33 protein-coding genes are annotated in these 22654 nt (G+C 57.1%); 32 read left to right on the forward strand and 1 reads right to left on the reverse strand.

The window, feature by feature from the left end; genetic code table 11:
* Window positions 1-52 precede the first annotated feature (52 nt).
* The 13 genes from ACR0LY_RS18095 (at window position 53) to rpmD (ending at window position 5364) form a co-directional block, all read left to right on the forward strand.
* Window positions 53-259, forward strand: coding sequence for a cold-shock protein (locus ACR0LY_RS18095; RefSeq protein ID WP_170351679.1), 207 nt, complete (start codon window positions 53-55; stop codon window positions 257-259).
* Window positions 260-455: 196 nt separating this feature from the next.
* Window positions 456-881, forward strand: a complete 426-nt coding sequence (locus ACR0LY_RS18100) for an ester cyclase (protein WP_058283509.1) — start codon at window positions 456-458, stop codon at window positions 879-881.
* Window positions 882-1075: 194 nt separating this feature from the next.
* Window positions 1076-1282 (forward strand): 50S ribosomal protein L29, encoded by a 207-nt coding sequence (rpmC, locus tag ACR0LY_RS18105; protein ID WP_010437082.1) that lies wholly within the window; start codon window positions 1076-1078, stop codon window positions 1280-1282.
* Window positions 1283-1286: 4 nt separating this feature from the next.
* Entirely contained in the window at window positions 1287-1517 is a 231-nt protein-coding gene (rpsQ, locus tag ACR0LY_RS18110; protein WP_170351678.1) for a 30S ribosomal protein S17, read from the forward strand.
* Between the two features lie 76 nt (window positions 1518-1593).
* Window positions 1594-1962 (forward strand): 50S ribosomal protein L14, encoded by a 369-nt coding sequence (gene rplN / locus ACR0LY_RS18115; RefSeq protein ID WP_008757934.1) that lies wholly within the window; start codon window positions 1594-1596, stop codon window positions 1960-1962.
* Window positions 1963-1964: 2 nt separating this feature from the next.
* Window positions 1965-2276, forward strand: a complete 312-nt coding sequence (rplX, locus tag ACR0LY_RS18120) for a 50S ribosomal protein L24 (protein WP_008755589.1) — start codon at window positions 1965-1967, stop codon at window positions 2274-2276.
* The gene (gene rplE, locus ACR0LY_RS18125; RefSeq protein WP_170351677.1) at window positions 2269-2829 is read left to right on the forward strand and encodes a 50S ribosomal protein L5; all 561 of its coding nucleotides are present in this window, start codon (window positions 2269-2271) and stop codon (window positions 2827-2829) included. The genes rplX and rplE overlap by 8 nt, the downstream gene beginning before the upstream one ends.
* A gap of 19 nt (window positions 2830-2848) precedes the next feature.
* On the forward strand, window positions 2849-3154 hold the full coding sequence (gene rpsN / locus ACR0LY_RS18130; RefSeq protein ID WP_010437098.1) for a 30S ribosomal protein S14: 306 nt from the start codon (window positions 2849-2851) through the stop codon (window positions 3152-3154).
* A gap of 13 nt (window positions 3155-3167) precedes the next feature.
* The gene (gene rpsH / locus ACR0LY_RS18135) at window positions 3168-3560 is read left to right on the forward strand and encodes a 30S ribosomal protein S8 (protein ID WP_010437099.1); all 393 of its coding nucleotides are present in this window, start codon (window positions 3168-3170) and stop codon (window positions 3558-3560) included.
* Between the two features lie 12 nt (window positions 3561-3572).
* Complete coding sequence (rplF, locus tag ACR0LY_RS18140; protein WP_170351676.1) at window positions 3573-4106, forward strand: 50S ribosomal protein L6; 534 nt, start codon at window positions 3573-3575, stop codon at window positions 4104-4106.
* Window positions 4107-4117: 11 nt separating this feature from the next.
* Window positions 4118-4477, forward strand: coding sequence for a 50S ribosomal protein L18 (gene rplR, locus ACR0LY_RS18145; protein WP_058283506.1), 360 nt, complete (start codon window positions 4118-4120; stop codon window positions 4475-4477).
* A 116-nt stretch (window positions 4478-4593) separates the two neighbouring features.
* Window positions 4594-5163 (forward strand): 30S ribosomal protein S5, encoded by a 570-nt coding sequence (gene rpsE / locus ACR0LY_RS18150; RefSeq protein WP_058283505.1) that lies wholly within the window; start codon window positions 4594-4596, stop codon window positions 5161-5163.
* A 12-nt stretch (window positions 5164-5175) separates the two neighbouring features.
* Window positions 5176-5364, forward strand: coding sequence for a 50S ribosomal protein L30 (gene rpmD / locus ACR0LY_RS18155; protein ID WP_008757946.1), 189 nt, complete (start codon window positions 5176-5178; stop codon window positions 5362-5364).
* A 102-nt stretch (window positions 5365-5466) separates the two neighbouring features.
* On the opposite strand, the gene ACR0LY_RS18160 is transcribed toward rpmD, so the two are convergent.
* Window positions 5467-5898 carry a MarR family winged helix-turn-helix transcriptional regulator gene (locus tag ACR0LY_RS18160; RefSeq protein ID WP_170351675.1) on the reverse strand — a complete coding sequence of 144 codons (432 nt, stop codon included), beginning with the start codon at window positions 5896-5898 and terminating at the stop codon, window positions 5467-5469.
* 77 nt (window positions 5899-5975) lie between these two features.
* Here ACR0LY_RS18160 and ACR0LY_RS18165 point away from each other — a divergent pair, with 77 nt between their 5' ends.
* The 19 genes from ACR0LY_RS18165 to ACR0LY_RS18255 all read left to right on the forward strand — a co-directional run bounded on the left by ACR0LY_RS18165 (window position 5976) and on the right by ACR0LY_RS18255 (window position 22504).
* The gene (locus ACR0LY_RS18165) at window positions 5976-6344 is read left to right on the forward strand and encodes an antibiotic biosynthesis monooxygenase family protein (RefSeq protein WP_170351674.1); all 369 of its coding nucleotides are present in this window, start codon (window positions 5976-5978) and stop codon (window positions 6342-6344) included.
* Between the two features lie 21 nt (window positions 6345-6365).
* On the forward strand, window positions 6366-6824 hold the full coding sequence (locus tag ACR0LY_RS18170) for a hypothetical protein (RefSeq protein ID WP_170351673.1): 459 nt from the start codon (window positions 6366-6368) through the stop codon (window positions 6822-6824).
* A 170-nt stretch (window positions 6825-6994) separates the two neighbouring features.
* Window positions 6995-7207 carry a DUF1127 domain-containing protein gene (locus tag ACR0LY_RS18175; protein WP_170351672.1) on the forward strand — a complete coding sequence of 71 codons (213 nt, stop codon included), beginning with the start codon at window positions 6995-6997 and terminating at the stop codon, window positions 7205-7207.
* Between the two features lie 178 nt (window positions 7208-7385).
* Window positions 7386-8246 carry a hypothetical protein gene (locus ACR0LY_RS18180; protein WP_254437437.1) on the forward strand — a complete coding sequence of 287 codons (861 nt, stop codon included), beginning with the start codon at window positions 7386-7388 and terminating at the stop codon, window positions 8244-8246.
* Window positions 8247-8390: 144 nt separating this feature from the next.
* Complete coding sequence (rplO, locus tag ACR0LY_RS18185; protein WP_170351671.1) at window positions 8391-8864, forward strand: 50S ribosomal protein L15; 474 nt, start codon at window positions 8391-8393, stop codon at window positions 8862-8864.
* Window positions 8865-8973: 109 nt separating this feature from the next.
* Window positions 8974-10338: a preprotein translocase subunit SecY gene (secY, locus tag ACR0LY_RS18190; protein WP_058283501.1), complete on the forward strand. Its 1365-nt coding sequence runs from the start codon at window positions 8974-8976 to the stop codon at window positions 10336-10338.
* Window positions 10335-10979, forward strand: a complete 645-nt coding sequence (locus ACR0LY_RS18195) for an adenylate kinase (RefSeq protein ID WP_170351670.1) — start codon at window positions 10335-10337, stop codon at window positions 10977-10979. Before secY ends, ACR0LY_RS18195 begins: the two co-directional genes overlap by 4 nt.
* A 200-nt stretch (window positions 10980-11179) precedes the next feature.
* Window positions 11180-11548, forward strand: coding sequence for a 30S ribosomal protein S13 (gene rpsM, locus ACR0LY_RS18200; protein WP_058272383.1), 369 nt, complete (start codon window positions 11180-11182; stop codon window positions 11546-11548).
* Between the two features lie 15 nt (window positions 11549-11563).
* Complete coding sequence (gene rpsK, locus ACR0LY_RS18205) at window positions 11564-11953, forward strand: 30S ribosomal protein S11 (RefSeq protein ID WP_008757289.1); 390 nt, start codon at window positions 11564-11566, stop codon at window positions 11951-11953.
* 115 nt (window positions 11954-12068) lie between these two features.
* A complete protein-coding gene (locus tag ACR0LY_RS18210) occupies window positions 12069-13085 on the forward strand; it encodes a DNA-directed RNA polymerase subunit alpha (RefSeq protein WP_058276312.1) in 1017 nt (338 codons plus the stop codon).
* A gap of 129 nt (window positions 13086-13214) precedes the next feature.
* Window positions 13215-13637 (forward strand): 50S ribosomal protein L17, encoded by a 423-nt coding sequence (gene rplQ, locus ACR0LY_RS18215; protein WP_170351669.1) that lies wholly within the window; start codon window positions 13215-13217, stop codon window positions 13635-13637.
* A gap of 141 nt (window positions 13638-13778) precedes the next feature.
* Window positions 13779-15122 (forward strand): DUF3300 domain-containing protein, encoded by a 1344-nt coding sequence (locus tag ACR0LY_RS18220; protein WP_170351668.1) that lies wholly within the window; start codon window positions 13779-13781, stop codon window positions 15120-15122.
* A 1-nt stretch (window position 15123) separates the two neighbouring features.
* Window positions 15124-16014, forward strand: coding sequence for a DUF2950 family protein (locus tag ACR0LY_RS18225; RefSeq protein ID WP_170351667.1), 891 nt, complete (start codon window positions 15124-15126; stop codon window positions 16012-16014).
* Between the two features lie 193 nt (window positions 16015-16207).
* Window positions 16208-17200, forward strand: a complete 993-nt coding sequence (locus ACR0LY_RS18230; protein WP_254429609.1) for a TauD/TfdA family dioxygenase — start codon at window positions 16208-16210, stop codon at window positions 17198-17200.
* A 71-nt stretch (window positions 17201-17271) separates the two neighbouring features.
* Window positions 17272-18657: a trypsin-like peptidase domain-containing protein gene (locus ACR0LY_RS18235; protein ID WP_170351666.1), complete on the forward strand. Its 1386-nt coding sequence runs from the start codon at window positions 17272-17274 to the stop codon at window positions 18655-18657.
* Window positions 18658-18660: 3 nt separating this feature from the next.
* Window positions 18661-19971: a replication-associated recombination protein A gene (locus ACR0LY_RS18240; protein ID WP_170351665.1), complete on the forward strand. Its 1311-nt coding sequence runs from the start codon at window positions 18661-18663 to the stop codon at window positions 19969-19971.
* A gap of 109 nt (window positions 19972-20080) precedes the next feature.
* Window positions 20081-21124 carry an RluA family pseudouridine synthase gene (locus ACR0LY_RS18245; protein WP_480567426.1) on the forward strand — a complete coding sequence of 348 codons (1044 nt, stop codon included), beginning with the start codon at window positions 20081-20083 and terminating at the stop codon, window positions 21122-21124.
* Window positions 21121-21792 carry an HAD-IA family hydrolase gene (locus tag ACR0LY_RS18250; RefSeq protein ID WP_480567428.1) on the forward strand — a complete coding sequence of 224 codons (672 nt, stop codon included), beginning with the start codon at window positions 21121-21123 and terminating at the stop codon, window positions 21790-21792. Before ACR0LY_RS18245 ends, ACR0LY_RS18250 begins: the two co-directional genes overlap by 4 nt.
* A 4-nt stretch (window positions 21793-21796) precedes the next feature.
* Complete coding sequence (locus ACR0LY_RS18255; RefSeq protein ID WP_425081872.1) at window positions 21797-22504, forward strand: ATP12 family chaperone protein; 708 nt, start codon at window positions 21797-21799, stop codon at window positions 22502-22504.
* Window positions 22505-22654 lie beyond the last annotated feature (150 nt).

The following is a 22654-nucleotide window of genomic DNA, read 5'->3' on the forward strand; positions in this document are numbered from 1 at the left end:
ACGCCGCGCTGTCGCAATCCCGCGGACAGCAATTTAATAGGAGAATACGGATATGGCCAATGGCACCGTAAAATGGTTCAACGCAACTAAAGGTTTTGGCTTCATCGCACCGGAGACCGGTGGCAAAGATGTGTTTGTGCACATCTCGGCTGTTGAGCGCTCGGGTCTGACTGGCCTGGCCGACGACCAGAAAGTAACATTCGACATCGAGCCCGGCCGTGACGGTCGTGAGGCAGCTGTGAACATCGCTCTGGCGTAAGTCACTCAGACTTAGACAGTTGAAGACGCGGTCTCGTGCAAACGAGGCCGCGTTTTGCGTTTCCAACCAAAATACAAAAAATTCTGGATAGTGTTACGAAACTTCTCCGGATGAATTCGTCAAACTCAATGTGAGAAAACCTGAAGCCAACTCATATACAATCCTGTATGTTCCATGGATCACAGAGGTATCCAGTATGAAAGAAACTGAACGGGTGGTTCGCCAATTCCATGAAAGTTGGGGGATGCGGGATCCTGATCGCGGGGCCGAGGTGATTGCCGAAGATTGTCAGTTCGAAGATGTTGCTCGTGAGGAAAAGCAACTTGGCAAGCTGGCCTATAAAGAGGATTACGAGCGTTGGCGAAAGGCATTCCCGGATGGAGAATGCATCGTGGATAATGTGATCGTCAGCGAGTGCGGTGAATGGGCGATCGTAGAGTTCCACAATACCGGAACCCACACTGGTGTTCTGCATTCAAGCCTCGGTGATTTCGAACCAACCGGAAAGCGATACGAAGTGCGCTATTGCTCAGTAATGCGGGTAATAGGTGGCATGGTTGTTGAAGGACGAGACTATTATGACAGCGCCACTATCGTACGACATCTAGGCTTGGTGAAGTAAGCAGCGACTAGCCTGTTAGTGTAGGCAGAGGATTCCTAAACTTTCCCTTGCTACCTACCCGCTAACCCCCTATAGAGCGGCATCTTGCGTTCCCCCGGCTGAGTCGGGGGATTCGTATGTCTATCATTCATCCACCAGGTCAAAGGTGACCCTGATACGGGGCCTTCTGGTGTTTTGAGCAAAGGAAAAAGGCGATGAACGCCCAAGAACTGCGTGACAAGACCCCGGACCAGCTCCGCGAGGAACTGGCCAACCTGAAGAAAGAAAGCTTTAACCTGCGCTTTCAACAGGCAACCGGTCAGCTGGAAAACACTGCCGGCATCAAAGCGGCCCGCCGCAATGCTGCCCGCGTCAAAACCATTCTGAACGAAAAGGCCGCTGCCGCGGCATCGGAGGAGTAATCCTATGCCCAAGCGTATCCTGTCCGGCACCGTAACCAGCGACGCCAACGAACAGACCGTAACCGTTTCCGTCGAGCGCCGCTTTACGCATCCGGTTCTGAAGAAAACCATCCGTAAGTCCAAGAAATACCGGGCTCACGATGAAAAGAACGCCTTCAAGGTCGGCGACTCTGTACGCATCATCGAATGCGCGCCGAAATCGAAGACGAAACGTTGGGAAGTTCTGGAGGCGTAAGCTTCCGGGATTTTTCCATTTGTCGAAACCCTGGGGGATCTAACGAGACCAGCCCCCACAGGTCGGGAGAAACCACATGATCCAGATGCAGACCAATCTGGATGTCGCTGACAACTCCGGCGCACGCCGAGTTCAGTGCATCAAGGTCCTGGGTGGTTCCAAGCGTAAATACGCCTCCGTCGGCGACATCATTGTCGTCTCGGTGAAGGAAGCCATCCCACGCGGCCGCGTAAAGAAAGGTGACGTCCGTAAGGCCGTCGTCGTGCGCACCGCCAAAGAAGTCCGTCGCGAAGACGGCACCGCGATCCGTTTCGATCGCAACGCCGCCGTCATCCTGAACAACAACAACGAGCCCGTAGGTACCCGTATCTTTGGCCCCGTTGTTCGCGAACTGCGTGGCAAGAACTTCATGAAAATCATCTCGCTGGCTCCGGAGGTGCTGTAATCATGGCTGCTAAACTCCGCAAAGGCGACAAGGTCGTCGTGCTGGCCGGCAAGGACAAGGGCAAAGAGGGAACGATTACCTCGGTTGACCCGAAAGCCGGTAAAGCTGTTGTCGACGGCATCAACATCGCCATCCGCCACACCCGCCAGACCCAGAACAGCCAAGGCGGCCGTTTGCCCCAGGCAAACCCGATCGAGCTGTCGAACCTGGCACTGCTGGACGCAAACGGCAAAGCCACCCGCGTTGGCTTCCGCATGGAAGGTGACAAGAAGGTTCGCTTCGCCAAGACCACAGGGGACGTGATCGATGCTTGATAACGCAACCTATACTCCGCGTCTGAAGGCTCAGTACGCTGAAACCATCCGCCCCGCTCTGAAAGAAGAGTTCGGTTACAAGAACGACATGCAGCTGCCCAAGCTGGAAAAAATCGTTCTGAACATCGGCTGTGGTGCAGAAGCTGTCAAAGATTCCAAGAAAGCCAAAGCGGCTGTCGAGGATCTGACTGCGATTGCCGGTCAGCAGGCCGTTGCAACCAAGGCGAAAAAGTCGATCGCGGGTTTCCGCGTCCGTGAAGACATGCCGCTGGGTGCGAAAGTGACCCTGCGCGGTGACCGGATGTACGAATTCCTGGATCGTCTGATCACCATCGCGATGCCGCGCGTTCGTGACTTCCGCGGTGTTAAGCCGTCTTTCGATGGTCAGGGCAACTTTGCCATGGGCATGAAAGAGCACATCGTGTTCCCCGAAATCGACTTCGACAAAGTCGACGAAGTCTGGGGCATGGACATCGTAATTGCCACCACAGCGAAAACCGACGCTGAAGCAAAGGCACTGTTGAAAGCATTCAACATGCCCTTCAACGCATAAGCGCCGGGAGGATTAAGACATGGCTAAAAAAGCAATGATCGAACGCGAAAAGAAGCGCGAACGCCTGGTGGCCAAATATGCCGCAAAGCGTGCCGAGCTGAAAGAAATCGCGAATGACGAGAGCAAGCCGATGGAAGAGCGTTTCAAAGCGCGTCTGAAACTGGCGAAACTGCCGCGCAACAGCTCGGCTACTCGTTTGCACAACCGCTGTCAGCTGACCGGTCGTCCTCATGCTTACTACCGTAAGCTGAAGGTCAGCCGTATTGCGCTGCGCGAGCTGGGTTCTGCTGGTCAGATCCCCGGCATGGTGAAATCGAGCTGGTAAGGGAGACATAGATATGAATGATCCTATCGGCGATATGCTCACCCGTATCCGCAACGCGCAAATGCGCGGCAAGTCCACCGTTTCCACCCCGGCTTCCAAGCTGCGCGGTTGGGTTCTGGACGTGCTGGCGGACGAAGGTTATATCCGTGGCTACGAAGCGACGACCGGTGAAAACGGTCATCCGGCCATCGAAATCAGCCTGAAATACTACGAAGGCACCCCTGTTATTCGCGAGCTGAAGCGGGTCTCGAAGCCCGGTCGCCGCGTATACATGGGCGTCAATGACATCCCACAGGTCCGTCAGGGTCTGGGCGTGTCGATTGTCAGCACTCCGAAAGGTGTGATGTCGGACGCAAACGCTCGCTCCAACAATGTTGGCGGCGAAGTGCTCTGCACCGTCTTCTAAGGAGGTCTGTCAATGTCTCGTATTGGTAAAAAACCGGTCGAGCTGCCCAGCGGCGTTACCGCCACTGTGTCCGGCCAGACCATCGAAGTGAAAGGTCCGAAAGGCACCCGCAGCTTCACCGCAACCGATGACGTAACGCTGTCGGTCGAAGACAATGTTGTGCAAATCAACCCCCGTGGCATGTCCAAGCGTGCCCGCCAGCAGTGGGGCATGAGCCGCACCATGGTTGCCAACCTGGTAACCGGTGTGACCCAGGGCTTCAAAAAAGAGCTGGAGATCCAGGGTGTTGGTTACCGGGCGCAGATGCAGGGCAACACCCTGAAGCTGAACCTGGGCTACAGCCACGACGTTGATTTCACCGCTCCGGAAGGTGTCACCATCACCGCACCGAAGCAGACCGAGATCGTTGTGGAAGGTATCGACCAGCAGCAGGTGGGCGAAGTCGCGGCCAAAATCCGCGAATGGCGCCGTCCCGAGCCGTACAAAGGCAAGGGCATCCGCTATAAGGGCGAGTTCATCTTCCGCAAAGAAGGCAAGAAGAAGTAAGGACGCAAACTATGGCAAACAGCAAAAGAACCCTGTTTCTGAAGCGCCGCCTGCGCGTTCGGAACAAACTTCGCAAGGTCAACGCGGGTCGTCCGCGTCTGTCCGTACACCGTTCGAACAAGAACATCTCTGTTCAGCTGATCGACGACGTGCGCGGCGTGACCCTGGCCTCGGCCTCGACCCTGGAAAAAGATCTGGGTGTCGTTGGCAAGAACAACGTCGAAGCGGCCACCAAAGTGGGCGCGGCCATCGCCGAGCGTGCCAAGAAGGCAGGCGTCGAAGAGGCCTATTTCGATCGTGGCGGCTTCCTGTTCCACGGCAAAGTGAAGGCTCTGGCCGACGCTGCGCGTGAAGGCGGCCTGAAGATCTAAGACTTGCGGGCAGCTTTGCGGCTGCCCCGATGATCCGGGGGCCTCGGCAACAGTCGGGGCTCACTTGGATTGAACAAACGGCGCCGATTGCGCCATGTGAGAGAAGGGATGCCAAAATGGCAGAACGTGAAAACCGCCGGGGCCGTGGTCGTGACCGCGACGAAGCACCGGAATTCGCCGATCGTCTTGTTGCGATCAACCGTGTGTCGAAAACCGTAAAAGGTGGTAAGCGCTTTGGCTTCGCCGCTCTGGTGGTTGTCGGCGATCAGAAAGGCCGCGTCGGCTTTGGCAAAGGTAAAGCGAAAGAAGTACCTGAAGCCATCCGTAAGGCGACCGAGCAAGCCAAGCGTCAGATGATCCGCGTGCAACTGCGCGAAGGTCGGACCCTGCACCACGACATCGAAGGCCGTCACGGCGCCGGTAAAGTGGTAATGCGTACCGCACCTGAAGGTACTGGTATCATCGCCGGTGGTCCGATGCGTGCCGTGTTCGAAATGCTGGGCGTCAAGGACGTTGTGTCCAAGTCGCTGGGCTCGCAGAACCCGTACAACATGATCCGCGCCACCATCAACGGCCTGCAGAAAGAGCAGAGCCCGCGTTCGGTTGCACAGCGTCGTGGCAAAAAGGTTGCTGACATCCTGCCCAAGCGGGACGAAGCACCGGCTGCTGCTGAAGCAGAAGCATAAGGAGAGCGACCCATGGCAAAAACCATCGTCGTCAAGCAGATCGGTTCCCCGATCCGCCGCCCCGCTGAACAGCGCGCGACCCTGATCGGTCTGGGCCTGAACAAGATGCACAAGACCCGTGAGCTGGAGGATACTCCTTCGGTCCGCGGCATGGTCAACAAGATCCCGCATCTGGTTGAGATCATCGAAGAACGCGGCTAAGCGCGACATCTTCGAAAAGTTAGAAACGCCTCCGATATTTCGGGGGCGTTTTATCATTTAAGGGTTATGACGGTCTCTTAGTTTAATCGATATGGTGTCAGTTCAATCTGAACGCATTTTTTCTATTACACGGCGCATATAGTTCATGAAACGTGCCTGTTCAGTTTCACTTAACACCTGTAGGGCTTCGGCATTTACGCTTTGAGCAGACTCATAGGCGCTGTTTCGAATTGCTGTGGCCTTCTCAGTTAACCAAATCATTTGGGCTCTGGCGTCAGCGGGGTTCTTTGTTCTTTTGATCAAGCCGTCGCGTTCCATTCGGTTGAGCGTGTTCGCCAGGGTCGCTTGTTCGACATCAATTTTGCCCAGCAGTTCTTTTTGCGTCACGCCGTCTTTGAGCCAAAGCTGCAGTAAAATCGGAAATTGCCCAACAACGATGCCCAAGGGCGCAATGCGCTGCTGCAATTCCTTCGCAAACAACCGCGCCATGTGATTGACCAGGTATCCGGCCGAGTTTTCTTTTTCAAAGTTCATGTTCAAGATTTACACTTGCATAGCAAGCTATGCAATAATATATAGCTTGCTATGGAGAAGAATTGAGAGGAATCGAAATGGCTCGTATTGAAGAGTTGGACAATATCGTCACGCTGGCAGATCAGATGCAGACCGAAGAAGGTCCGGTAGTGCTGATCAACCTGTTCACAGTGGACGCCAAAGACAAAGAGGCGCTGCTGAAGGCCTGGGCGCATGATGCAGATTTCATGAAATCTCAGCCAGGATATATTTCTACACAACTCCATCAGGGCATCGCTGGCAGTTCGACCTTTGTGAACTACGCGATCTGGCAGGACGTCCAAAGTTTCCGCGACGCATTTACCAATCCCGAATTTCAGCGACGGATCGCGGACTATCCAGATAGTGCTGTGGCGCGGCCACATCTTGTTCGAAAGCTCGCAGTTGAAAACCACTGCGTCGCCTGATGCGATAACCGGAGTAGCAACATGTTAAGAACCATCCACCCCATCGCCGGAGTATTAGGTTTTCTTACAATCCTCGTTTTCTGGACATCCACCTTGTACAGCGAGTTATTTGCAACCCATGCGACCGTCGCCGCGGTAAAATCCATGATCGTCAGCGGACTGTTTATTCTGGTGCCAGCAATGGTGATTGTCGGTGCATCCGGCATGTCTCTTGGGCGTCGCCGCAAAGATGTCCAGGCGCTCGCCAAGAAGAAACGGATGCCGATCATAGCGATGAACGGACTTCTCATCCTTGTTCCCGCCGCCATCTACCTTAGCGCAAAAGCAAACGCAGGATCATTCGACACCAGCTTTTATATTGTGCAAGTCGTTGAACTGATCGCTGGCGCCACCAATCTGACGTTGATGGGGCTTAGTATTCGGGATGGCCGGGCGATGACCGCCCGCAGAAGAAGTGCGCGAAAGCAGAGAAGCCAGTAAAGGTCCCAATTAAGCACAGCGCCCCGCATAGCTATTCAATGCACGCATAGCGGCTAGACCGAAATCTTCGTTGTTAGCGATACCGAACACTCCTATCTGATCCCTGTCCAAACAAGGAACACACAAGAAAACATCGGGGAATACGCCCCGATCAGGAAAGGAATTCAGATATGGCTTATACAGCAACAACCACTCACGGCATCACCGTTTTTGCTCGCATCGCTGACTTTGCAGCAAAGGTAAAAGAGGCTTACGCCCTGCGCGCAGAATTCAATCGCACCTATTCGGAACTACAAAGCCTGACCGACCGCGAACTGAACGATATCGGTGTGCGCCGCTGCGATATCAAAGACATCGCGCATGATCACGTTTACTGCTCGTAACACAGCAAACTGATCCACGAATTCAGGGGCGCCGTTTGGCGCCGCTTTTTTGTTTGAGAGTCTATCGCGTCACAGCGCTGAAGTTTTTTGACCGGGCGCATTGCGAGGACGCCGCATATAAGGCACACGCCAGAAAAGCGACTTTTATGCTCGGTTCAATTTGGCGGAAAGACTTAGTATGGCGCGTGAATATCAGATTGGAATGCTGTGGGTCGAAGGCCCCCTGAGTTTCCTGGAACAGCTCTGCATCAAGTCTTACCTGGACGCAGGACAAAGTGTGCGCCTCTATACTTATGACAACGTCACAAACATCCCCGATGGGGTCGAGCACCGCGATGCGCGTGAGGTACTGCCCGATTCCGAGTTTGTGACTCATGGCCGAACCGGAAGCCCGGCACCTCATTCGGACAAGTTCCGGTATCGACTGCTGGCGCAAGAAGCGGATTTGATCTGGGCAGATACCGATGCTTACTGTCTGAAGCCTTTCTCGACACCCAACGGCCATTACTATGGGCGGCTCGAAGGTGAGGTGGCCACAGGCGTGCTCGCTCTACCTCAGGATAGTGATACACTGGGCAAATTGATTGAGCTAACCAATGATCCTTATTTCATTCCGCCGTGGTTGCCTCCGAGGCACCGAAAGCCGCTGGAAGAATCGCTGCAGAACGGAGCGCCGGTAAACGTCCCTGAGGTGTTCTGGGGGGTGTGGGGGCCACGGGCGTTTACCTGGGCACTGAAGCAGACGGGTGAGATCAAATATGCGCTGCCCGAGCACGTTTTCTATCCGCTGAACTTCACGCGCCGCCGTGCCCTGGCCCGGCCGAATGCTAGAATCGACCACTACATGAAAGAGGATACGGTTTCGATCCATCTATACGGTCGACGGATGCGAGCGATCATGCGGACCAAATATGGCGGCAGACCCGATCCGAACAGTCTGGTGGGCAAACTGGTCGAGAAGCACGGTATCGACCCACTTGCAGCCCCCATCCGGCCGCATAAAGGGTCCGCTGAAAAGGCGGGTGGAGCCGAGGACTAGCGCGGTACGCTTCCGCGGGCTTGCCAAGAGAGGTCAACGGGCCTATACGCCTGCGGTGGCCTTGCGCCATACGAATCAAAACCAAGAAATGCCGTGGTTGGCCCATCACGCTTCGGGGGTCACATCCGGCTAAGGAGAAGCGATATGAAACTGCACGAATTGCGCGACAATCCTGGCGCCACACCGAAACGCACCCGCGTTGGCCGTGGTCCCGGTTCCGGCAAAGGTAAAATGGGTGGCCGTGGTATCAAAGGCCAGAAATCCCGTTCGGGTGTGGCCATCAATGGCTATGAAGGCGGCCAGATGCCGTTGTACCAGCGCCTGCCCAAGCGTGGCTTCAACAAGCCGAACCGCAAGGAATTCGCCGTTATCAACCTGGGTTTGATCCAGAAATTCGTCGACGCCGGCAAGCTGGACGCCAAAGCTGCGATCACCGAGGACGCGCTGGTTGCGTCCGGTCTGGTTCGTCGCAAGCTGGACGGCATCCGCGTTCTGGCCAAGGGCGAAATCAGCGCCAAGCTGAACCTGGAAGTCACCGGTGCTTCGAAAGCTGCCGTTGAGGCAGTCGAAAAAGCGGGCGGTTCACTGACGGTCACAAAAGCTGCTGCGGCAGAGTAAGCGCTTGTGAGCGGGCAAAGACCCGCTTACATAGTCCTCAGAGTTTTCCCAGACGCCGCCCGAGCCGGAAAACGGTTCCGGGCGGTGTTTTCATAAGAGAGACCGATTTATGGTATCAGCAGCAGAACAAATGGCAGCCAACACAAGCTGGTCTGCCCTTGGCAAAGCCACCGATCTGCGCAACCGCATCCTGTTTACGCTGGGTTTGTTGATCGTTTATCGCCTGGGCACCTTTATTCCGGTGCCGGGGATCGACGGGCAGGCCCTGCGCGAATTCATGGAGCAGGCGGGGCAGGGCATCGGCGGCATGGTTTCGATGTTTACTGGCGGGGCGCTGGGACGGATGGGTATCTTTGCCCTCGGCATCATGCCCTACATTTCAGCCTCGATCATTGTGCAGCTGCTGACATCTATGGTTCCCGCGCTCGAACAGCTCAAGAAAGAGGGCGAGCAGGGACGCAAGAAAATCAACCAGTATACCCGCTTCGGAACCGTGGCTCTGGCCACCGTTCAGGCCTATGGTCTGGCCGTATCGCTGGAATCGGGTGATCTGGCGACCGATCCGGGCATGTTCTTCCGGATGTCGACCATGATTACGCTGGTTGGCGGCACAATGTTCCTGATGTGGCTGGGTGAGCAGATCACCGCACGTGGCATCGGTAACGGTATCTCTCTGATCATCTTCGTCGGTATCATTGCCGAGGTTCCGGCCGCATTGGCGCAGTTCTTTGCCAGCGGACGCAGCGGTGCGATCAGCCCTGCAGTGATCGTGGGTGTGATCGTGATGGTTATCGCCGTGATCACCTTTGTGGTGTTCATGGAGCGGGCCTTGCGCAAGATCCACATCCAATATCCGCGCCGTCAGGCCGGTATGAAGATCTATGAAGGTGGTTCCAGCCACCTGCCGGTCAAAGTGAACCCGGCGGGCGTTATCCCGGCGATCTTTGCAAGCTCGCTGCTTCTGTTGCCGGTGACGATCTCGACCTTCTCGTCGGGTGCGACCAACGGGCCGGTGATGTCGTGGCTGCTAGCCAACTTTGGCCCCGGACAGCCGTTGTACCTGCTGTTTTTCGCCTCGATGATCGTGTTCTTTGCCTATTTCTATACGTTCAACGTGTCGTTCAAACCGGACGATGTGGCGGACAACCTGAAAAAGCAGAACGGTTTTGTGCCGGGTATCCGTCCGGGCAAGAAAACCGCCGAGTATCTGGAATACGTGGTTAACCGCGTGCTCGTTCTGGGTTCGGCCTATCTGGCGGCGGTCTGTCTGCTACCTGAAATCCTTCGGGGCCAGTTTGCCATCCCGTTCTATTTCGGAGGCACCTCGGTTCTGATTATCGTCTCTGTGACCATGGACACGATCCAACAGGTTCAGAGCCACCTGCTTGCGCACCAATACGAAGGGCTGATTGAAAAGTCCCAACTGCGCGGCAAAGGTAAGAAACGCGGCAGGAAGGGACCCTCTCGTCGATGAACATCATTCTTCTTGGGCCCCCGGGGGCCGGTAAAGGGACGCAGGCGCGCCACCTGGTTGAAACACGCGGCATGGTTCAGTTAAGCACGGGCGACATGCTGCGCGAGGCCAAGACCTCGGGCACCGAGATGGGGCAAAAGGTTGCGGCGATCATGGATGCGGGCAAGCTGGTCACCGATGAGATCGTGATCGGCCTGATCGAAGAGAAGCTGACCACCGAAACAGGCGCCGGTTTCATCTTTGACGGCTTCCCCCGTACGCTGGCGCAGGCCGATGCACTGGCAGCGTTGCTGACCAAGCTGGGTCAGTCGTTGCACACAGTGATCGAAATGCGCGTCGATGACGATGCGTTGGTGGGCCGTATTACGGCGCGTTCGACCTGCGGCGGGTGTGGTGAGGTTTATAACGACATCACCAAACCAATCCCTGCGGATGGTAAATGCACCAATTGCGGTAAGGAAAATGACTTCCAGCGTCGTGCAGATGACAACGAAGACAGCCTGCGTACGCGCCTGATGGAATATTACAAGAAGACCTCGCCGCTTATCGGCTATTACTACGCCAAGGGCGATCTGCGCCCCGTGAACGGACTGGCGGATATCAAGGAAGTCACCGCGTCGATTGAGGCGATCCTTGGCTGATATCAATATGGGCTTGACGGCGTTGCCAAAAGCCCATATCGACCCCCATCCCTAAAGGGAATCAAGACTGCATGCGGGATTCGTCCCAATTGTCCCGACCACCTCGAATAATGCTGAACCCTCTGGCCTCACTGCCACGGTAAAGCGTTGTGAAAAAAGGTTCTGGAGTTACGGAACCGCAACGAAAAGGAAAGTGACACGTGGCACGTATTGCCGGCGTAAACATCCCGACTGCAAAGCGGGTACCTATCGCCCTCACATATATCACCGGTATCGGAAACACTTCGGCCAAGGCGATCTGCGAAGCCGTAGGTATCGACGCGACCCGTCGCGTTAACGAACTGTCCGACGCCGAAGTTCTGGCCATCCGCGAGCACATCGACGCCAACTTCACCGTCGAAGGTGACCTGCGCCGTGAAGTTCAGATGAACGTCAAACGCTTGATGGACCTGGGCTGCTATCGCGGTCTGCGTCACCGCCGCAACCTGCCGGTTCGCGGTCAGCGTACCCACACCAATGCTCGTACCCGCAAAGGCCCCGCAAAGGCCATCGCTGGTAAGAAGAAATAAGGGAGGGTCTGACTGATGGCACGTGATAAGACTCGCGTTAAGCGCAAAGAGCGTAAGAACATCGCATCGGGCGTCGCCCATGTGAATTCGACCTTCAACAACACCAAGATCCTGATCTCGGACGTACAGGGCAACGCCATCTCGTGGTCGTCTGCTGGTACCATGGGCTTCAAGGGATCGCGGAAATCGACACCCTACGCCGCTCAGATGGCTGCAGAAGACGCAGGCAAGAAGGCGCAGGAACATGGCGTCAAGACGCTGGAAGTCGAAGTTCAGGGCCCCGGTTCGGGTCGTGAATCGGCTCTGCGCGCGCTGGCTGCTGTGGGCTTCAACATCACGTCGATCCGTGACGTGACTCCGATCGCTCACAACGGCTGTCGTCCGCCGAAGCGTCGTCGCGTCTAAGCGATTTTGAATTGAGCTGGGGCTGTGTTTTTTGCACGGCCCCAGCACGTCATTTTGAACCTCGGGCGTCTGCACCTTGTTGGTCATGGGGCGCGGACAGGAATGGAGGGATTACATGATCCATAAGAATTGGGCTGAATTGATCAAGCCGACCCAGCTGGAAGGCAAGCCGGGCAACGATCCTGCACGTCAGGCGACTCTGGTTGCCGAGCCTCTGGAGCGTGGCTTTGGTCTGACTTTGGGCAACGCGCTGCGCCGCGTTCTGATGAGCTCGCTGCAAGGCGCGGCCATCACCAGCGTCCAGATCGACAACGTCCTGCACGAGTTCTCCTCGGTCGCAGGCGTTCGTGAAGACGTCACCGACATCATCCTGAACCTCAAGCAGGTTGCCCTGCGCATGGAAGTCGAAGGCCCCAAGCGTCTGTCGATCAATGCGAAAGGCCCCGCAGTTGTCACTGCCGGCGACATCAGCGAAAGCGCTGGTATCGAGGTTCTGAACCGCGATCACGTCATCTGCCACCTGGACGATGGCGCTGACCTGTTCATGGAACTGACCGTCAACACCGGCAAAGGCTACGTCTCGGCTGAAAAGAACAAGCCAGAAGACGCACCTATCGGCCTGATCCCGATCGATGCGATCTATTCGCCGGTCAAAAAGGTTGCCTATGACGTTCAGCCGACCCGTGAAGGTCAGGTTCTGGACTATGACAAGCTGACCCTGAAGATCGAAACCGATGGCTCGATCACACCGGAAGACGCGCTGGCCTTTGCCGCTCGTATCCTGCAGGACCAGCTGTCGATCTTCGTCAACTTCGACGAGCCGGAATCGGCTGGCCGCCAGGACGAGGACGATGGTCTGGAGTTCAACCCGCTGCTGCTGAAGAAAGTGGACGAGCTGGAACTGTCTGTCCGTTCGGCAAACTGCCTGAAGAACGACAACATCGTTTACATCGGCGACCTGATCCAGAAGACCGAAGCCGAGATGCTGCGCACCCCGAACTTCGGCCGCAAGTCGCTGAACGAGATCAAAGAAGTGCTGTCCGGCATGGGTCTGCACCTCGGCATGGATGTCGAGGACTGGCCGCCCGACAACATCGAAGATCTGGCGAAGAAATTCGAAGACGCGTTCTAAACGCGTCTTCTCCAATGCCCGGCCCGAAAATGGGTTGCCGGGGACAACAAGGGCACTTCCGCCCCAAGGAGAGCCGGTGACACGCATCGCCGGCCAGACAAAGCAAAACGCGAAAGAAGGAACTAGAAAATGCGTCACGCACGTGGTTACCGCCGCCTGAACCGTACACATGAGCACCGTAAGGCGCTGTTTGCGAACATGGCTGGCTCGCTCATCGAGCATGAGCAGATCAAAACGACTCTGCCGAAGGCAAAAGAACTGCGCCCGATCGTTGAAAAACTGATCACCCTGGGCAAGCGCGGAGACCTGCACGCCCGCCGCCAGGCCGCATCGCAGCTGAAAGAAGACCAATACGTCGCAAAGCTGTTCGAAGTTCTGGGCCCCCGCTATGCCGAGCGTCAGGGCGGTTATGTCCGCATTCTGAAAGCTGGCTTCCGCTATGGCGATATGGCCCCGATGGCGATCATCGAATTCGTGGATCGCGACGTCGACGCCAAAGGCGCGGCCGACAAGGCCCGCGTTGCCGCCGAAGAGGCTGCAGACGAAGAATAAGAAAGCCCGGCTTTCTGAATTCTGACCCCCGTGTCTCCGGACGCGGGGGTTTTTGATTCCGCGGACCAAGCGGCCAACTGGTCCTCCTGTTGCCAGAATCGCAATCTTGGGTGATCCTTTAAGAAATTAAAGGATCGCAATATGTTTAGGTATCTGATTTTTATGCTCGGTATTGGCGCATCAACCGCGCTTTATGCTCAGGAAACATCCAATGATCCCGCGGCCGAAGAAACGTCAACTGATCAATCTGATCTGTTGACAGATGCCGAGCTGCAAACATTGGTTGCACCGGTCGCTCTTTATCCAGACACGTTGCTTATCCAGATATTTGTCGCCGCTACCCAGCCGTTGGAAATTGTAAAGGCCGAGCGTTTCTTGCTGGACAACGCCGACCGTGACCCCGCTGAGTTGGAGCCGGAAATCGATGCCATGGGCTGGGATCCTTCGGTCAGTGTTCTTGCAACGGCGTTTCCCGAAGTTGTCGGGCAGATGGCCACTCATATTGACTGGACCGAAACCATGGGTACCGCGATGCTGGCCCAGTCCGACGATGTGATGGACGCTGTTCAGGTGATGCGGGACCAGGCGATCGACAGTGGCGCATTAGTTTCAGGCCCTGAACAAACAGTTGAAGTGGCCGAAGACGAAACAGTAGTCATCACGCCCACAAACACCGAGACGGTATATGTGCCGCAATACAACCCCGAAACAGTTTATACCGGTCCATCGACAGGGGATGTGGTTGGTGCGGCGTTACTGACCTTTGGAACGGTCGCACTAATTGACGAAATTTTTGACGACGATGATGATTGGTACGACTATTGGGGCTGTCGGAATTGTGGCGGATGGAATGGTCAACCCATCATCAGGAACCCCGATATCGACATTGATGTCGACCGCAACGTCAATATCGACAGGGACATTGATCTTGGGGACCGGACGGACATCGGATGGCAACCCGATCCTGACCGCAAAAAACAGGCACAGGATAAAATCTCGAACCACAAAAGGCCCGAAAGTGGCCGTGGCGATCTGCCAGTGAACCGTCCCGAAGGACGCACAGATGAGTTGCGCGCGAAACTGAGCCGCGAATCTGGTGCTGCCGATATTAGTCGGGATGGCGCTTCGCGTGAGCGGGCAGCAGCGGTTGCCGCCGGAGCGGGCGCAGGAGCCGTCGCTGGCGGTGCGCTTGCCAACCGGGACAGTGGAAAGAAAGACCTGCCACAGGTGAACCGGGGCAATGTCGACCGGGATAAGGCCGCAGCCAAGCAGCAAGCCGTCGAGCGTACCAAGCAAAGACCGGAGACTGCGAAAAAGCCTGTCCAACAAAGACCCCAAGCTGCCAAGAAGCCTCAGGCCAAGAAAGCGGCTCAGCGCAAGCCACAGGCCTCCAAGGGGCAGGCGATGAAGAAAAAGGCGTCAGGGAAAAGAACCCACAGCGCGTCCAATCGCGGCCATGCCGCCAAAGGCAAGCGGAGACGGTAAGATGCGTAATTCGGTGTTTTCCATTATTTTTCTTACCGCAACTGCGGGTGCGGCAGTTTCAGATGGGGTTCGGTTCGACACGCCGCAAACTGCCCTTGATGCCTTTGTTGATGCTCTGAGGGCGGATGACCAAGGCAAGTTGCTGGAGATTTTTGGGCCCGAGGCGGAAGACCTGATCGGGACAGGTGATCCTGTCGAGGATCAGGAAAGGCGGCAGGAAGTACTTGCCATGTACGCCGAGGGTTACCGATTTCAGCCCGACGAGGACGGCGTCGTTCTTTTGTTGGGCGAAGACAGCTGGCCATTCCCGATCCCCATTTCACGAGGCGAAGACGGCTGGCAATTCGATCTCGAAGCCGGCATCGAGGAACTTTCGGCGCGCGAGATTGGCTTGAACGAACTGGACGTGATCGAACTGCTTGAGGCTTACGTCGATCTTCAGGCTGCGTTCAGGCTGGTCGATCACAATGGTGATGGCGTTATGGAATTTGCTCAGACGATTATTGCGGATCCAGGCGTCAGAAACGGGTTGTTCTGGCCCGAAGAAGACAGCTTTGTCGGTGCAGCACTGGCCCGCGCTGCCGCTTCGGGTTGGAGTGATGGCGAGGTTGATTACGAGGCCGAGCCCTTCCTAGGGTATTACTATACTATCCTACAAGAGCAGGGTCCAAATGCACCGGGTGGCGCTTATTCCTATTTTGTCGGTGATAGGTTTGTCGCCGGGCACGCCCTGTTGGCAGTTCCAGCCGAATATGGTGAAACCGGTATCCATTCATTCCTTGTGGGCGAAAACGGAATTGTTTTCGAGGCGGATTTTGGCCCCGAAACACTGGAAATAACTGCGGATTTTACGTCCTACGATCCCGGTCAGGATTGGTCGCCGATTGAATGATGCGTGCGCCACCTGTTTGCAGGCGGACAGTACAGGTCTATCGTCTAACTAACGTCATTTCCGGCGATTTACGGCAATGAAAAACCATCTTTCCCGCGTTATCCTGAAAAATATGTGTGGAGTACAGATGATGACGGAAATATCCGAGATCCCCAGTGAATTCACAGGACCTTCCGCTTGGACCGGACAACAGATGAGCGCTCGCGAGCATGAATGGATTGTCGACCTTTCGCCCGAGGACATCGCCGATCTTGAACAAGCTGCCCGTCACTATCTGAGCTTGGGGCGCGACATCGGGGAAATTTCAAAAGCGGATTTTCCGTTACAACGGTTTGACGGCCATCTGCAACATCTGCGCGACAAATTGATCAATGGGATCGGATTTGAGGTAGTCCGGGGCCTTCCGGTGCAATCGTACACGCAAGAGATGGCAGCGGCTATTTTCTGCGGGGCGGGGGCACATCTGGGGTCTGCCCGCTCACAGAACGCTCAGGGCCACATTCTAGGGCATGTCCGTGACATTGGCGCGGATGCCAATGACCCGAACACGCGGATTTACCAGACCCACGAGCGGCAGACCTTTCACACGGACAGCGCCGATATCGTCGGGCTGCTATGTTTGCGTGACGCCAAAGAGGGCGGGGATTCACTGTTGGTCAGTGCCGAAACCATCTATAATCGAATGCGTGCCGAGTGCCCCGACCTGCTGCAGCGTTTGTTCGACCCCATCGCGACCGATCGCCGGGGCGAAGTGCCGGAAGGCATGCAACCATTCATGACGATCCCTCCATTTTGCTGGCACGACGGCAAGCTCACCGTGTTCTACCAGCGCCAGTATATCGATAGCGCGCAAAGGTTTCCTGATGCCATGCGCCTGACACCCGACCATGTCGCGGCTTTGGACAGGTTTGATGCGTTAGCAAATGATCCAGAAATGTACCTGACCATGCGGCTGCAGCCCGGAGACATGCAGTTCGTTTATAATCATTCCCAGCTGCATGACCGGACAGGGTTCACCGACTGGCCGAACCCGGACGAGCGGCGTCATCTGTTCCGACTTTGGTTATCCCCCGAGGGAGACCGCGAATTGCCTGAGGTGTTCAAGCAGCGCTACGGAACCATTGATGTTGGCAATCGCGGCGGGATCATTACCAAGGGTACGCGGTTGAACGCTCCTCTTAACTGACTGTCACCGGAAGCTTGCATTACGTTTCGCGCGGGCGCATATCCAACGCAACTCTGCAAGTTGAGGTCTATATGTTCCGCGCGACACTTATCGCTCTTTCCTTCGCATGCGCCTCGGTAGCCACTGCGGACACCCGCGTGCCGCAATCACAAGCCGAGATATCGTTGGGTTTCGCCCCGGTGGTCAAAGAGGCCTCACCGGCGGTCGTCAACATCTATGCTAAGATCGTGCGGCAGGGACGGGCCAACTCGTTTTTCTCGGACCCGTTCTTTCGGGATTTCTTTGGCGGCGGCTCGGCCGAGCCGCGCCCGCGAGTGCAGAACTCGCTGGGGTCCGGCGTAATCCTTTCGCAGGATGGTTACGTCGTTTCGAACTACCATGTGGTTGGTACTGCCACGGAAATTCGCGTGGTGACGACGGATCGGCGAGAGTATTCGGCCCAGGTGGTACTGGGTGACAAGGAAAGCGATATCGCCATTTTGCGCCTGCAAGAGGCTGACGATCTGCCGTTCCTGGAACTGCGCGATTCCGATCAAGTCGCGGTGGGGGAACTGGCGCTGGCCATCGGCAACCCGTTCGGGGTGGGACAGACCGTGTCGTCGGGCATCATCTCAGGGCTGGCCCGGACCGGGGCTGCGACCGGCAACGCGCGCGGTTATTTCATCCAGACGGATGCGGCGATCAATCCGGGAAACTCGGGTGGGGCGCTGATTGACGTGAACGGGGATCTGATCGGGATAAATACGGCCATTCTGACCCGCTCGGGCGGATCAAACGGCATTGGATTTGCGATCCCGGCCAATTTAGTGGCCGAGTTCCTGCGGCAAGCGCAGGAGGGTAATGACCATTTCGTCAGCCCTTGGGCGGGAATGGCAGGTCAGCATATGAGCGCCGATATCGCCGAGTCGCTGGGTCTGGTGATCCCGTTGGGTGTGGTAATCTCTGACCTGCACCCCCTTAGCCCGCTTGCCGATGCAGGTCTGCGTGTAGGTGACGTGGTAACCCACGTAGACGGGGATGAAGTGAACTCTCCGGCCGAGATGAAGTTCCGCATGTCGGTGGCGGGTGTCGGCGGCACATCGGTTTTGACCCGGTTGCGCGGCGAGGAAAGCTCGGATCTGGAAGTAGCCCTTGTCCGGGCACCTGAGACCCCGTCAGCCGACGAGACCACACTGGATGACCAGACGGTCATGCCTGGGTTGACGGTCTCACGCGTTAATCCGGCGGTCATCACGCGGCTGGGGCTGGTGCTGTCGCAAACCGGCGTTGTTGTGGTGGACGCAGACCGATACGGAGGGCGGTCTGGGCTGCGTGTGGGTGATGTGGTTAATGGCATCAACGGCGCGCAGATCGACCACCCGCAAGACATAGTCGATGCGCTGACCGATCCGGGGCGCAGGTTGAATTTTGACATCCTGCGCGGTGGCCGTTCGGTTTCCCTGCGGTTCCGGTTGTAACGCGTGAGCGATCTGTTCGACACCGGGGCCGCCGCGCCCGCACCGCCTGCGCATCGGCCGCTGGCGGATCGGTTGCGCCCGCAAACACTTGCTGAGGTGATAGGGCAGGAACAGGTTCTGGGCCCAGATGCGCCGCTGGGGGTCATGCTAGCCTCGGGCAGCTTATCCAGTCTGGTGTTCTGGGGGCCGCCGGGGGTGGGAAAAACAACCATCGCGCGGCTGCTGGCGCAGGAAACCGATCTGCATTTCGTTCAGATCAGCGCAATTTTCACTGGCGTGCCGGACCTCAAGAAAGTGTTCGAAGCCGCCAAGATCCGCCGCCAGAACGGGCAGGGCACGCTGCTGTTCGTGGATGAGATCCACCGTTTCAACAAAGCCCAGCAGGACGGGTTCCTGCCCCATATGGAGGATGGGACGATCCTGCTGGTTGGGGCCACGACCGAAAACCCGTCCTTTGAGCTAAATGCTGCTGTGCTCAGCCGGGCGCAAGTGCTGGTGCTGGAACGGCTCAGCCTGACCGATCTGGAACGGTTGACCCAAAGGGCCGAGAAAGAGCTGGACCGCGCATTGCCGCTGACCGGGCCTGCACGTGAGGCGTTGCAGGAAATGGCCGATGGTGACGGGCGTGCGCTGTTGAACCTGATCGAGCAGATCGCGGCGTGGAAGGTCGATGCGCCGCTGGACCCGGATGCGCTGTCGACCCGGTTGATGCGGCGTGCAGCAAAATACGACAAATCGGGGGATGAGCATTACAACCTGATCTCAGCCTTGCACAAATCGGTCCGCGGGTCAGATCCGGACGCTGCCCTTTATTGGTTCGCGCGGATGCTGACGGGGGGCGAAGACCCGCGATACTTGGCGCGGCGGATCACCCGGATGGCGGTTGAGGATATCGGTCTGGCCGACCCGCAGGCACAGGCGATCTGCGTGCAGTCATGGCAGACCTATGAACGGCTGGGCAGCCCCGAGGGGGAACTGGCCTTGGCACAGGCGCTGGTCTACCTGGCCCTGGCCCCCAAATCGAACGGCGCTTACGTCGGTTACAAGGCGGCGATGCGGCTGGCCAAGCAATCGGGCAGCGAACCACCTCCCAAGCATATCCTGAATGCGCCGACCTCGTTGATGAAGGATCAGGGCTATGGCGCGGGCTATGCCTATGACCACGATGCCGAAGATGGCTTTTCGGGTCAGAACTATTTCCCTGACGGTATGGACCGGCCTGAACTGTATCAGCCGGTCGAACGTGGGTTCGAACGCGAGTTGAAAAAGCGGCTGGATTATTTTGCCAAGCTGCGGGCCCAGCGCAACGGGTAAGGTCGGCTTGACTCTTGCGGTGCAGCAGGCCACAGACGCGCATGTTTTCTAGGACACGTACAGACAGGCTTAGCGCGCGGACACGTCGCGCGACGCAGGGGATATCGGCATGAGCGGCGTACAGATGATCACCGTGGCAGAAGGTGACGGCGACCAGCGGTTGGACCGGTGGCTGCGCCGCCTGTTTCCCCATGTCAGCCAGGGGCGCATCGAAAAGATGTGCCGCAAGGGCGAGCTGCGGGTTGAAGGCGGGCGGGTGAAAGCCTCGACCCGGCTTGAGGCTGGTCAGGTCGTTCGTGTACCGCCTTTGCCCGATGCCGATCACAAACCTGCCGAGGTCAAACATCGTATTTCGGACGCCGACGCCAAGATGATCCAGTCCTGCGTCATCTATCGCGATGATGACGTTCTGGCGCTGAACAAACCCCAAGGCCTGCCGGTGCAGGGCGGCAGTGGCCAGACGCGCCACGTTGACAGCCTTTCCGAGGCGCTGCAGTTTGGATATGACGAGAGCCCCCGCCTTGTGCACCGGCTGGACAAAGACACCTCGGGCGTATTGCTGATGGCGCGCACGCGCGAGGCGGCTAAAGGGCTGACTACCGCCTTCCGTCACCGCGATACGCGCAAGATTTACTGGGCCCTGGTGGCCGGGGTGCCGACGCCCTATCTGGGTGAGATCAAGACCGGGCTGGTCAAAGCCGCGGGCCACGGCAAGCACGGTGAGGGTGAAAAGATGATCCCCGTGCATCTGAACGAAATCAACGACACGCCGGGCGCGAAACGGGCGCACACGCTCTATGCCACGCTTTACCGGGTGGCTGGACGCGCTGCATGGGTGGCGATGGAGCCGATCACGGGCCGCACGCATCAGCTGCGCGCGCATATGGCCGCAATTGGGCATCCCATCATCGGCGATGGCAAATACGGCGGCTCGGGTCAGGAAAACCTTGGTGACGGGTGGGGCGCGCAACTGGGCGGTATCATCAGCAAGAAATTGCATCTGCACGCACGGCAGGCCTCGTTCCAGCATCCCACCACGCGCAAGACCATCACCATTACGGCGCCATTGCCGGATCACATGAAACACAGCTGGGACACCTTTGGATGGACCGAGGATCTGGCCGCCGATGATCCCTTCGAGGAACTGCAATGAGCGCACCGCTGCGTTTGGTGCTGTTCGATGTGGATGGCACCCTTGTCGATAGCCAGGGCAGCATCGTCGCGGCGATGACCACCAGTTTTCGGGCGCTGTCCCTGCCGGTGCCTGACCGCAACGCAATTCTGTCCATTGTTGGTCTGTCCCTGCCCAACGCGATGGCACAACTGGCGCCAGAACATTCGGACAGCGATCAGCAGTGCCTGGTCGAGGGGTATAAACAAGCCTATCACGCGCACCGTCTTGAAAAGGGCGCTGCAAGCTCTCCTCTCTATCCTGGCGCGCGGGATGCCATTGAGACGCTGCACGCAGTGCCTGAAGTATTGTTGGGCGTGGCCACCGGTAAATCCCAGCGCGGGCTGGACGCACTGATCGAGGCGCATGGGCTGGAGCGGTATTTCGTGACCCGGCAGGTTGCGGATCACCACCCGTCGAAACCGCACCCTTCGATGATCGACACCGCGCGCAGTGAAACCGGGGTGGACGCGGCCAACACGGTCATGATTGGCGACACAAGATTCGACATGGACATGGCCCGCGCCGCCGGGGTGACGGGCATCGGTGTCAGTTGGGGCTATCACGACCGGTCCGCTTTGGACGGTGCGACCTGTGTAATTGAAACCTTTGACCAGCTGCCGCAAGCGCTGGACGATATCTGGACCTGACAACATGAGCGATTGGAAACCCAAGCGATTTTGGACCGAAAGTGCCGTGGTCGATGCCGAAGGGGGATTCACTGTCGAATTGGACGGACGGCGGGTGAAAACTCCGGCTAAGGCAGCCTTGATCCTGCCCACACACGCTATGGCCGAACAGGTTGCCGCTGAATGGGACGCGCAAGAAAAAGAGATCGACCCGCGAGTCATGCCATTCACACGATCGGCCAACGCTGCCATCGACAAGGTCCACCATCAACACGCCGAGGTTGCGGACATGTTGGCCGATTATGGGGATTCGGATTTGCTGTGTTACCGCGCGGCACACCCGCAAGAGTTGCAAAAACGTCAGGCCGAGCAATGGGATCCGGCCCTGGACTGGGCGGCCGAGGTGCTATCTGCGCGGCTGTTGCCCGTGGCTGGTGTGCTGCATCAGCCGCAATCGGAAAAGGCTTTGAACACCCTAAAGCTGCGTGTTCATCAGCTTAACGATTTTCAACTGGCCGCATTCCATGATCTTGTCAGCTTGTCAGGCTCGCTTGTCCTTGGTTTTGCGACTGCTCTGAACTGGCGCAATGTTGAAGAAATCTGGCAAATGTCCAGGCTGGATGAAATTTGGCAGATTGAGCAATGGGGCCACGACGATGAGGCATTTGACGTAGCGGAAACCAAAAAGGCGGCCTTTTTGCACGCAAAAAGATTTTTTGACCTCTCGATTTGATCCCTTACAGCCTGATTTTCCAACGTCGAACGAGTCATCTTTGAATTGACTCATCGTTTTCCCTGATCCGGGCCTTGACGTTTGTTTATGAATACGCCCAAACTCGTGCCCACTAAAGGGGAGACACCTTTGGGGAAACCTTTCTGGTGC

It is taken from the genome of Ruegeria sp. BC5, assembly GCF_056539205.1.

Bases quoted from the DNA above. Each gene is read 5' to 3' on its own strand.
- ACR0LY_RS18100 (WP_058283509.1), top strand. From the start codon at position 456: ATGAAAGAAACTGAACGGGTGGTTCGCCAATTCCATGAAAGTTGGGGG.
- rplE (WP_170351677.1), top strand. From the start codon at position 2,269: ATGCTTGATAACGCAACCTATACTCCGCGTCTGAAGGCTCAGTACGCT.
- ACR0LY_RS18195 (WP_170351670.1), top strand. From the start codon at position 10,335: ATGAACATCATTCTTCTTGGGCCCCCGGGGGCCGGTAAAGGGACGCAG.
- rplQ (WP_170351669.1), top strand. From the start codon at position 13,215: ATGCGTCACGCACGTGGTTACCGCCGCCTGAACCGTACACATGAGCAC.
- rpsN (WP_010437098.1), top strand. From the start codon at position 2,849: ATGGCTAAAAAAGCAATGATCGAACGCGAAAAGAAGCGCGAACGCCTG.
- rplO (WP_170351671.1), top strand. From the start codon at position 8,391: ATGAAACTGCACGAATTGCGCGACAATCCTGGCGCCACACCGAAACGC.
- rplR (WP_058283506.1), top strand. From the start codon at position 4,118: ATGGCAAACAGCAAAAGAACCCTGTTTCTGAAGCGCCGCCTGCGCGTT.
- rpsQ (WP_170351678.1), top strand. From the start codon at position 1,287: ATGCCCAAGCGTATCCTGTCCGGCACCGTAACCAGCGACGCCAACGAA.
- ACR0LY_RS18220 (WP_170351668.1), top strand. From the start codon at position 13,779: ATGTTTAGGTATCTGATTTTTATGCTCGGTATTGGCGCATCAACCGCG.
- ACR0LY_RS18180 (WP_254437437.1), top strand. From the start codon at position 7,386: ATGGCGCGTGAATATCAGATTGGAATGCTGTGGGTCGAAGGCCCCCTG.
- rpsK (WP_008757289.1), top strand. From the start codon at position 11,564: ATGGCACGTGATAAGACTCGCGTTAAGCGCAAAGAGCGTAAGAACATC.
- ACR0LY_RS18230 (WP_254429609.1), top strand. From the start codon at position 16,208: ATGAGCGCTCGCGAGCATGAATGGATTGTCGACCTTTCGCCCGAGGAC.
- rplX (WP_008755589.1), top strand. From the start codon at position 1,965: ATGGCTGCTAAACTCCGCAAAGGCGACAAGGTCGTCGTGCTGGCCGGC.
- rpsH (WP_010437099.1), top strand. From the start codon at position 3,168: ATGAATGATCCTATCGGCGATATGCTCACCCGTATCCGCAACGCGCAA.
- ACR0LY_RS18250 (WP_480567428.1), top strand. From the start codon at position 21,121: ATGAGCGCACCGCTGCGTTTGGTGCTGTTCGATGTGGATGGCACCCTT.
- ACR0LY_RS18175 (WP_170351672.1), top strand. From the start codon at position 6,995: ATGGCTTATACAGCAACAACCACTCACGGCATCACCGTTTTTGCTCGC.
- rpmC (WP_010437082.1), top strand. From the start codon at position 1,076: ATGAACGCCCAAGAACTGCGTGACAAGACCCCGGACCAGCTCCGCGAG.
- secY (WP_058283501.1), top strand. From the start codon at position 8,974: ATGGTATCAGCAGCAGAACAAATGGCAGCCAACACAAGCTGGTCTGCC.
- ACR0LY_RS18245 (WP_480567426.1), top strand. From the start codon at position 20,081: ATGAGCGGCGTACAGATGATCACCGTGGCAGAAGGTGACGGCGACCAG.
- ACR0LY_RS18165 (WP_170351674.1), top strand. From the start codon at position 5,976: ATGGCTCGTATTGAAGAGTTGGACAATATCGTCACGCTGGCAGATCAG.
- rplF (WP_170351676.1), top strand. From the start codon at position 3,573: ATGTCTCGTATTGGTAAAAAACCGGTCGAGCTGCCCAGCGGCGTTACC.
- ACR0LY_RS18235 (WP_170351666.1), top strand. From the start codon at position 17,272: ATGTTCCGCGCGACACTTATCGCTCTTTCCTTCGCATGCGCCTCGGTA.
- ACR0LY_RS18095 (WP_170351679.1), top strand. From the start codon at position 53: ATGGCCAATGGCACCGTAAAATGGTTCAACGCAACTAAAGGTTTTGGC.
- ACR0LY_RS18170 (WP_170351673.1), top strand. From the start codon at position 6,366: ATGTTAAGAACCATCCACCCCATCGCCGGAGTATTAGGTTTTCTTACA.
- rpsE (WP_058283505.1), top strand. From the start codon at position 4,594: ATGGCAGAACGTGAAAACCGCCGGGGCCGTGGTCGTGACCGCGACGAA.
- ACR0LY_RS18255 (WP_425081872.1), top strand. From the start codon at position 21,797: ATGAGCGATTGGAAACCCAAGCGATTTTGGACCGAAAGTGCCGTGGTC.
- rpmD (WP_008757946.1), top strand. From the start codon at position 5,176: ATGGCAAAAACCATCGTCGTCAAGCAGATCGGTTCCCCGATCCGCCGC.
- ACR0LY_RS18210 (WP_058276312.1), top strand. From the start codon at position 12,069: ATGATCCATAAGAATTGGGCTGAATTGATCAAGCCGACCCAGCTGGAA.
- ACR0LY_RS18160 (WP_170351675.1), bottom strand. From the start codon at position 5,898: ATGAACTTTGAAAAAGAAAACTCGGCCGGATACCTGGTCAATCACATG.
- ACR0LY_RS18225 (WP_170351667.1), top strand. From the start codon at position 15,124: ATGCGTAATTCGGTGTTTTCCATTATTTTTCTTACCGCAACTGCGGGT.
- rplN (WP_008757934.1), top strand. From the start codon at position 1,594: ATGATCCAGATGCAGACCAATCTGGATGTCGCTGACAACTCCGGCGCA.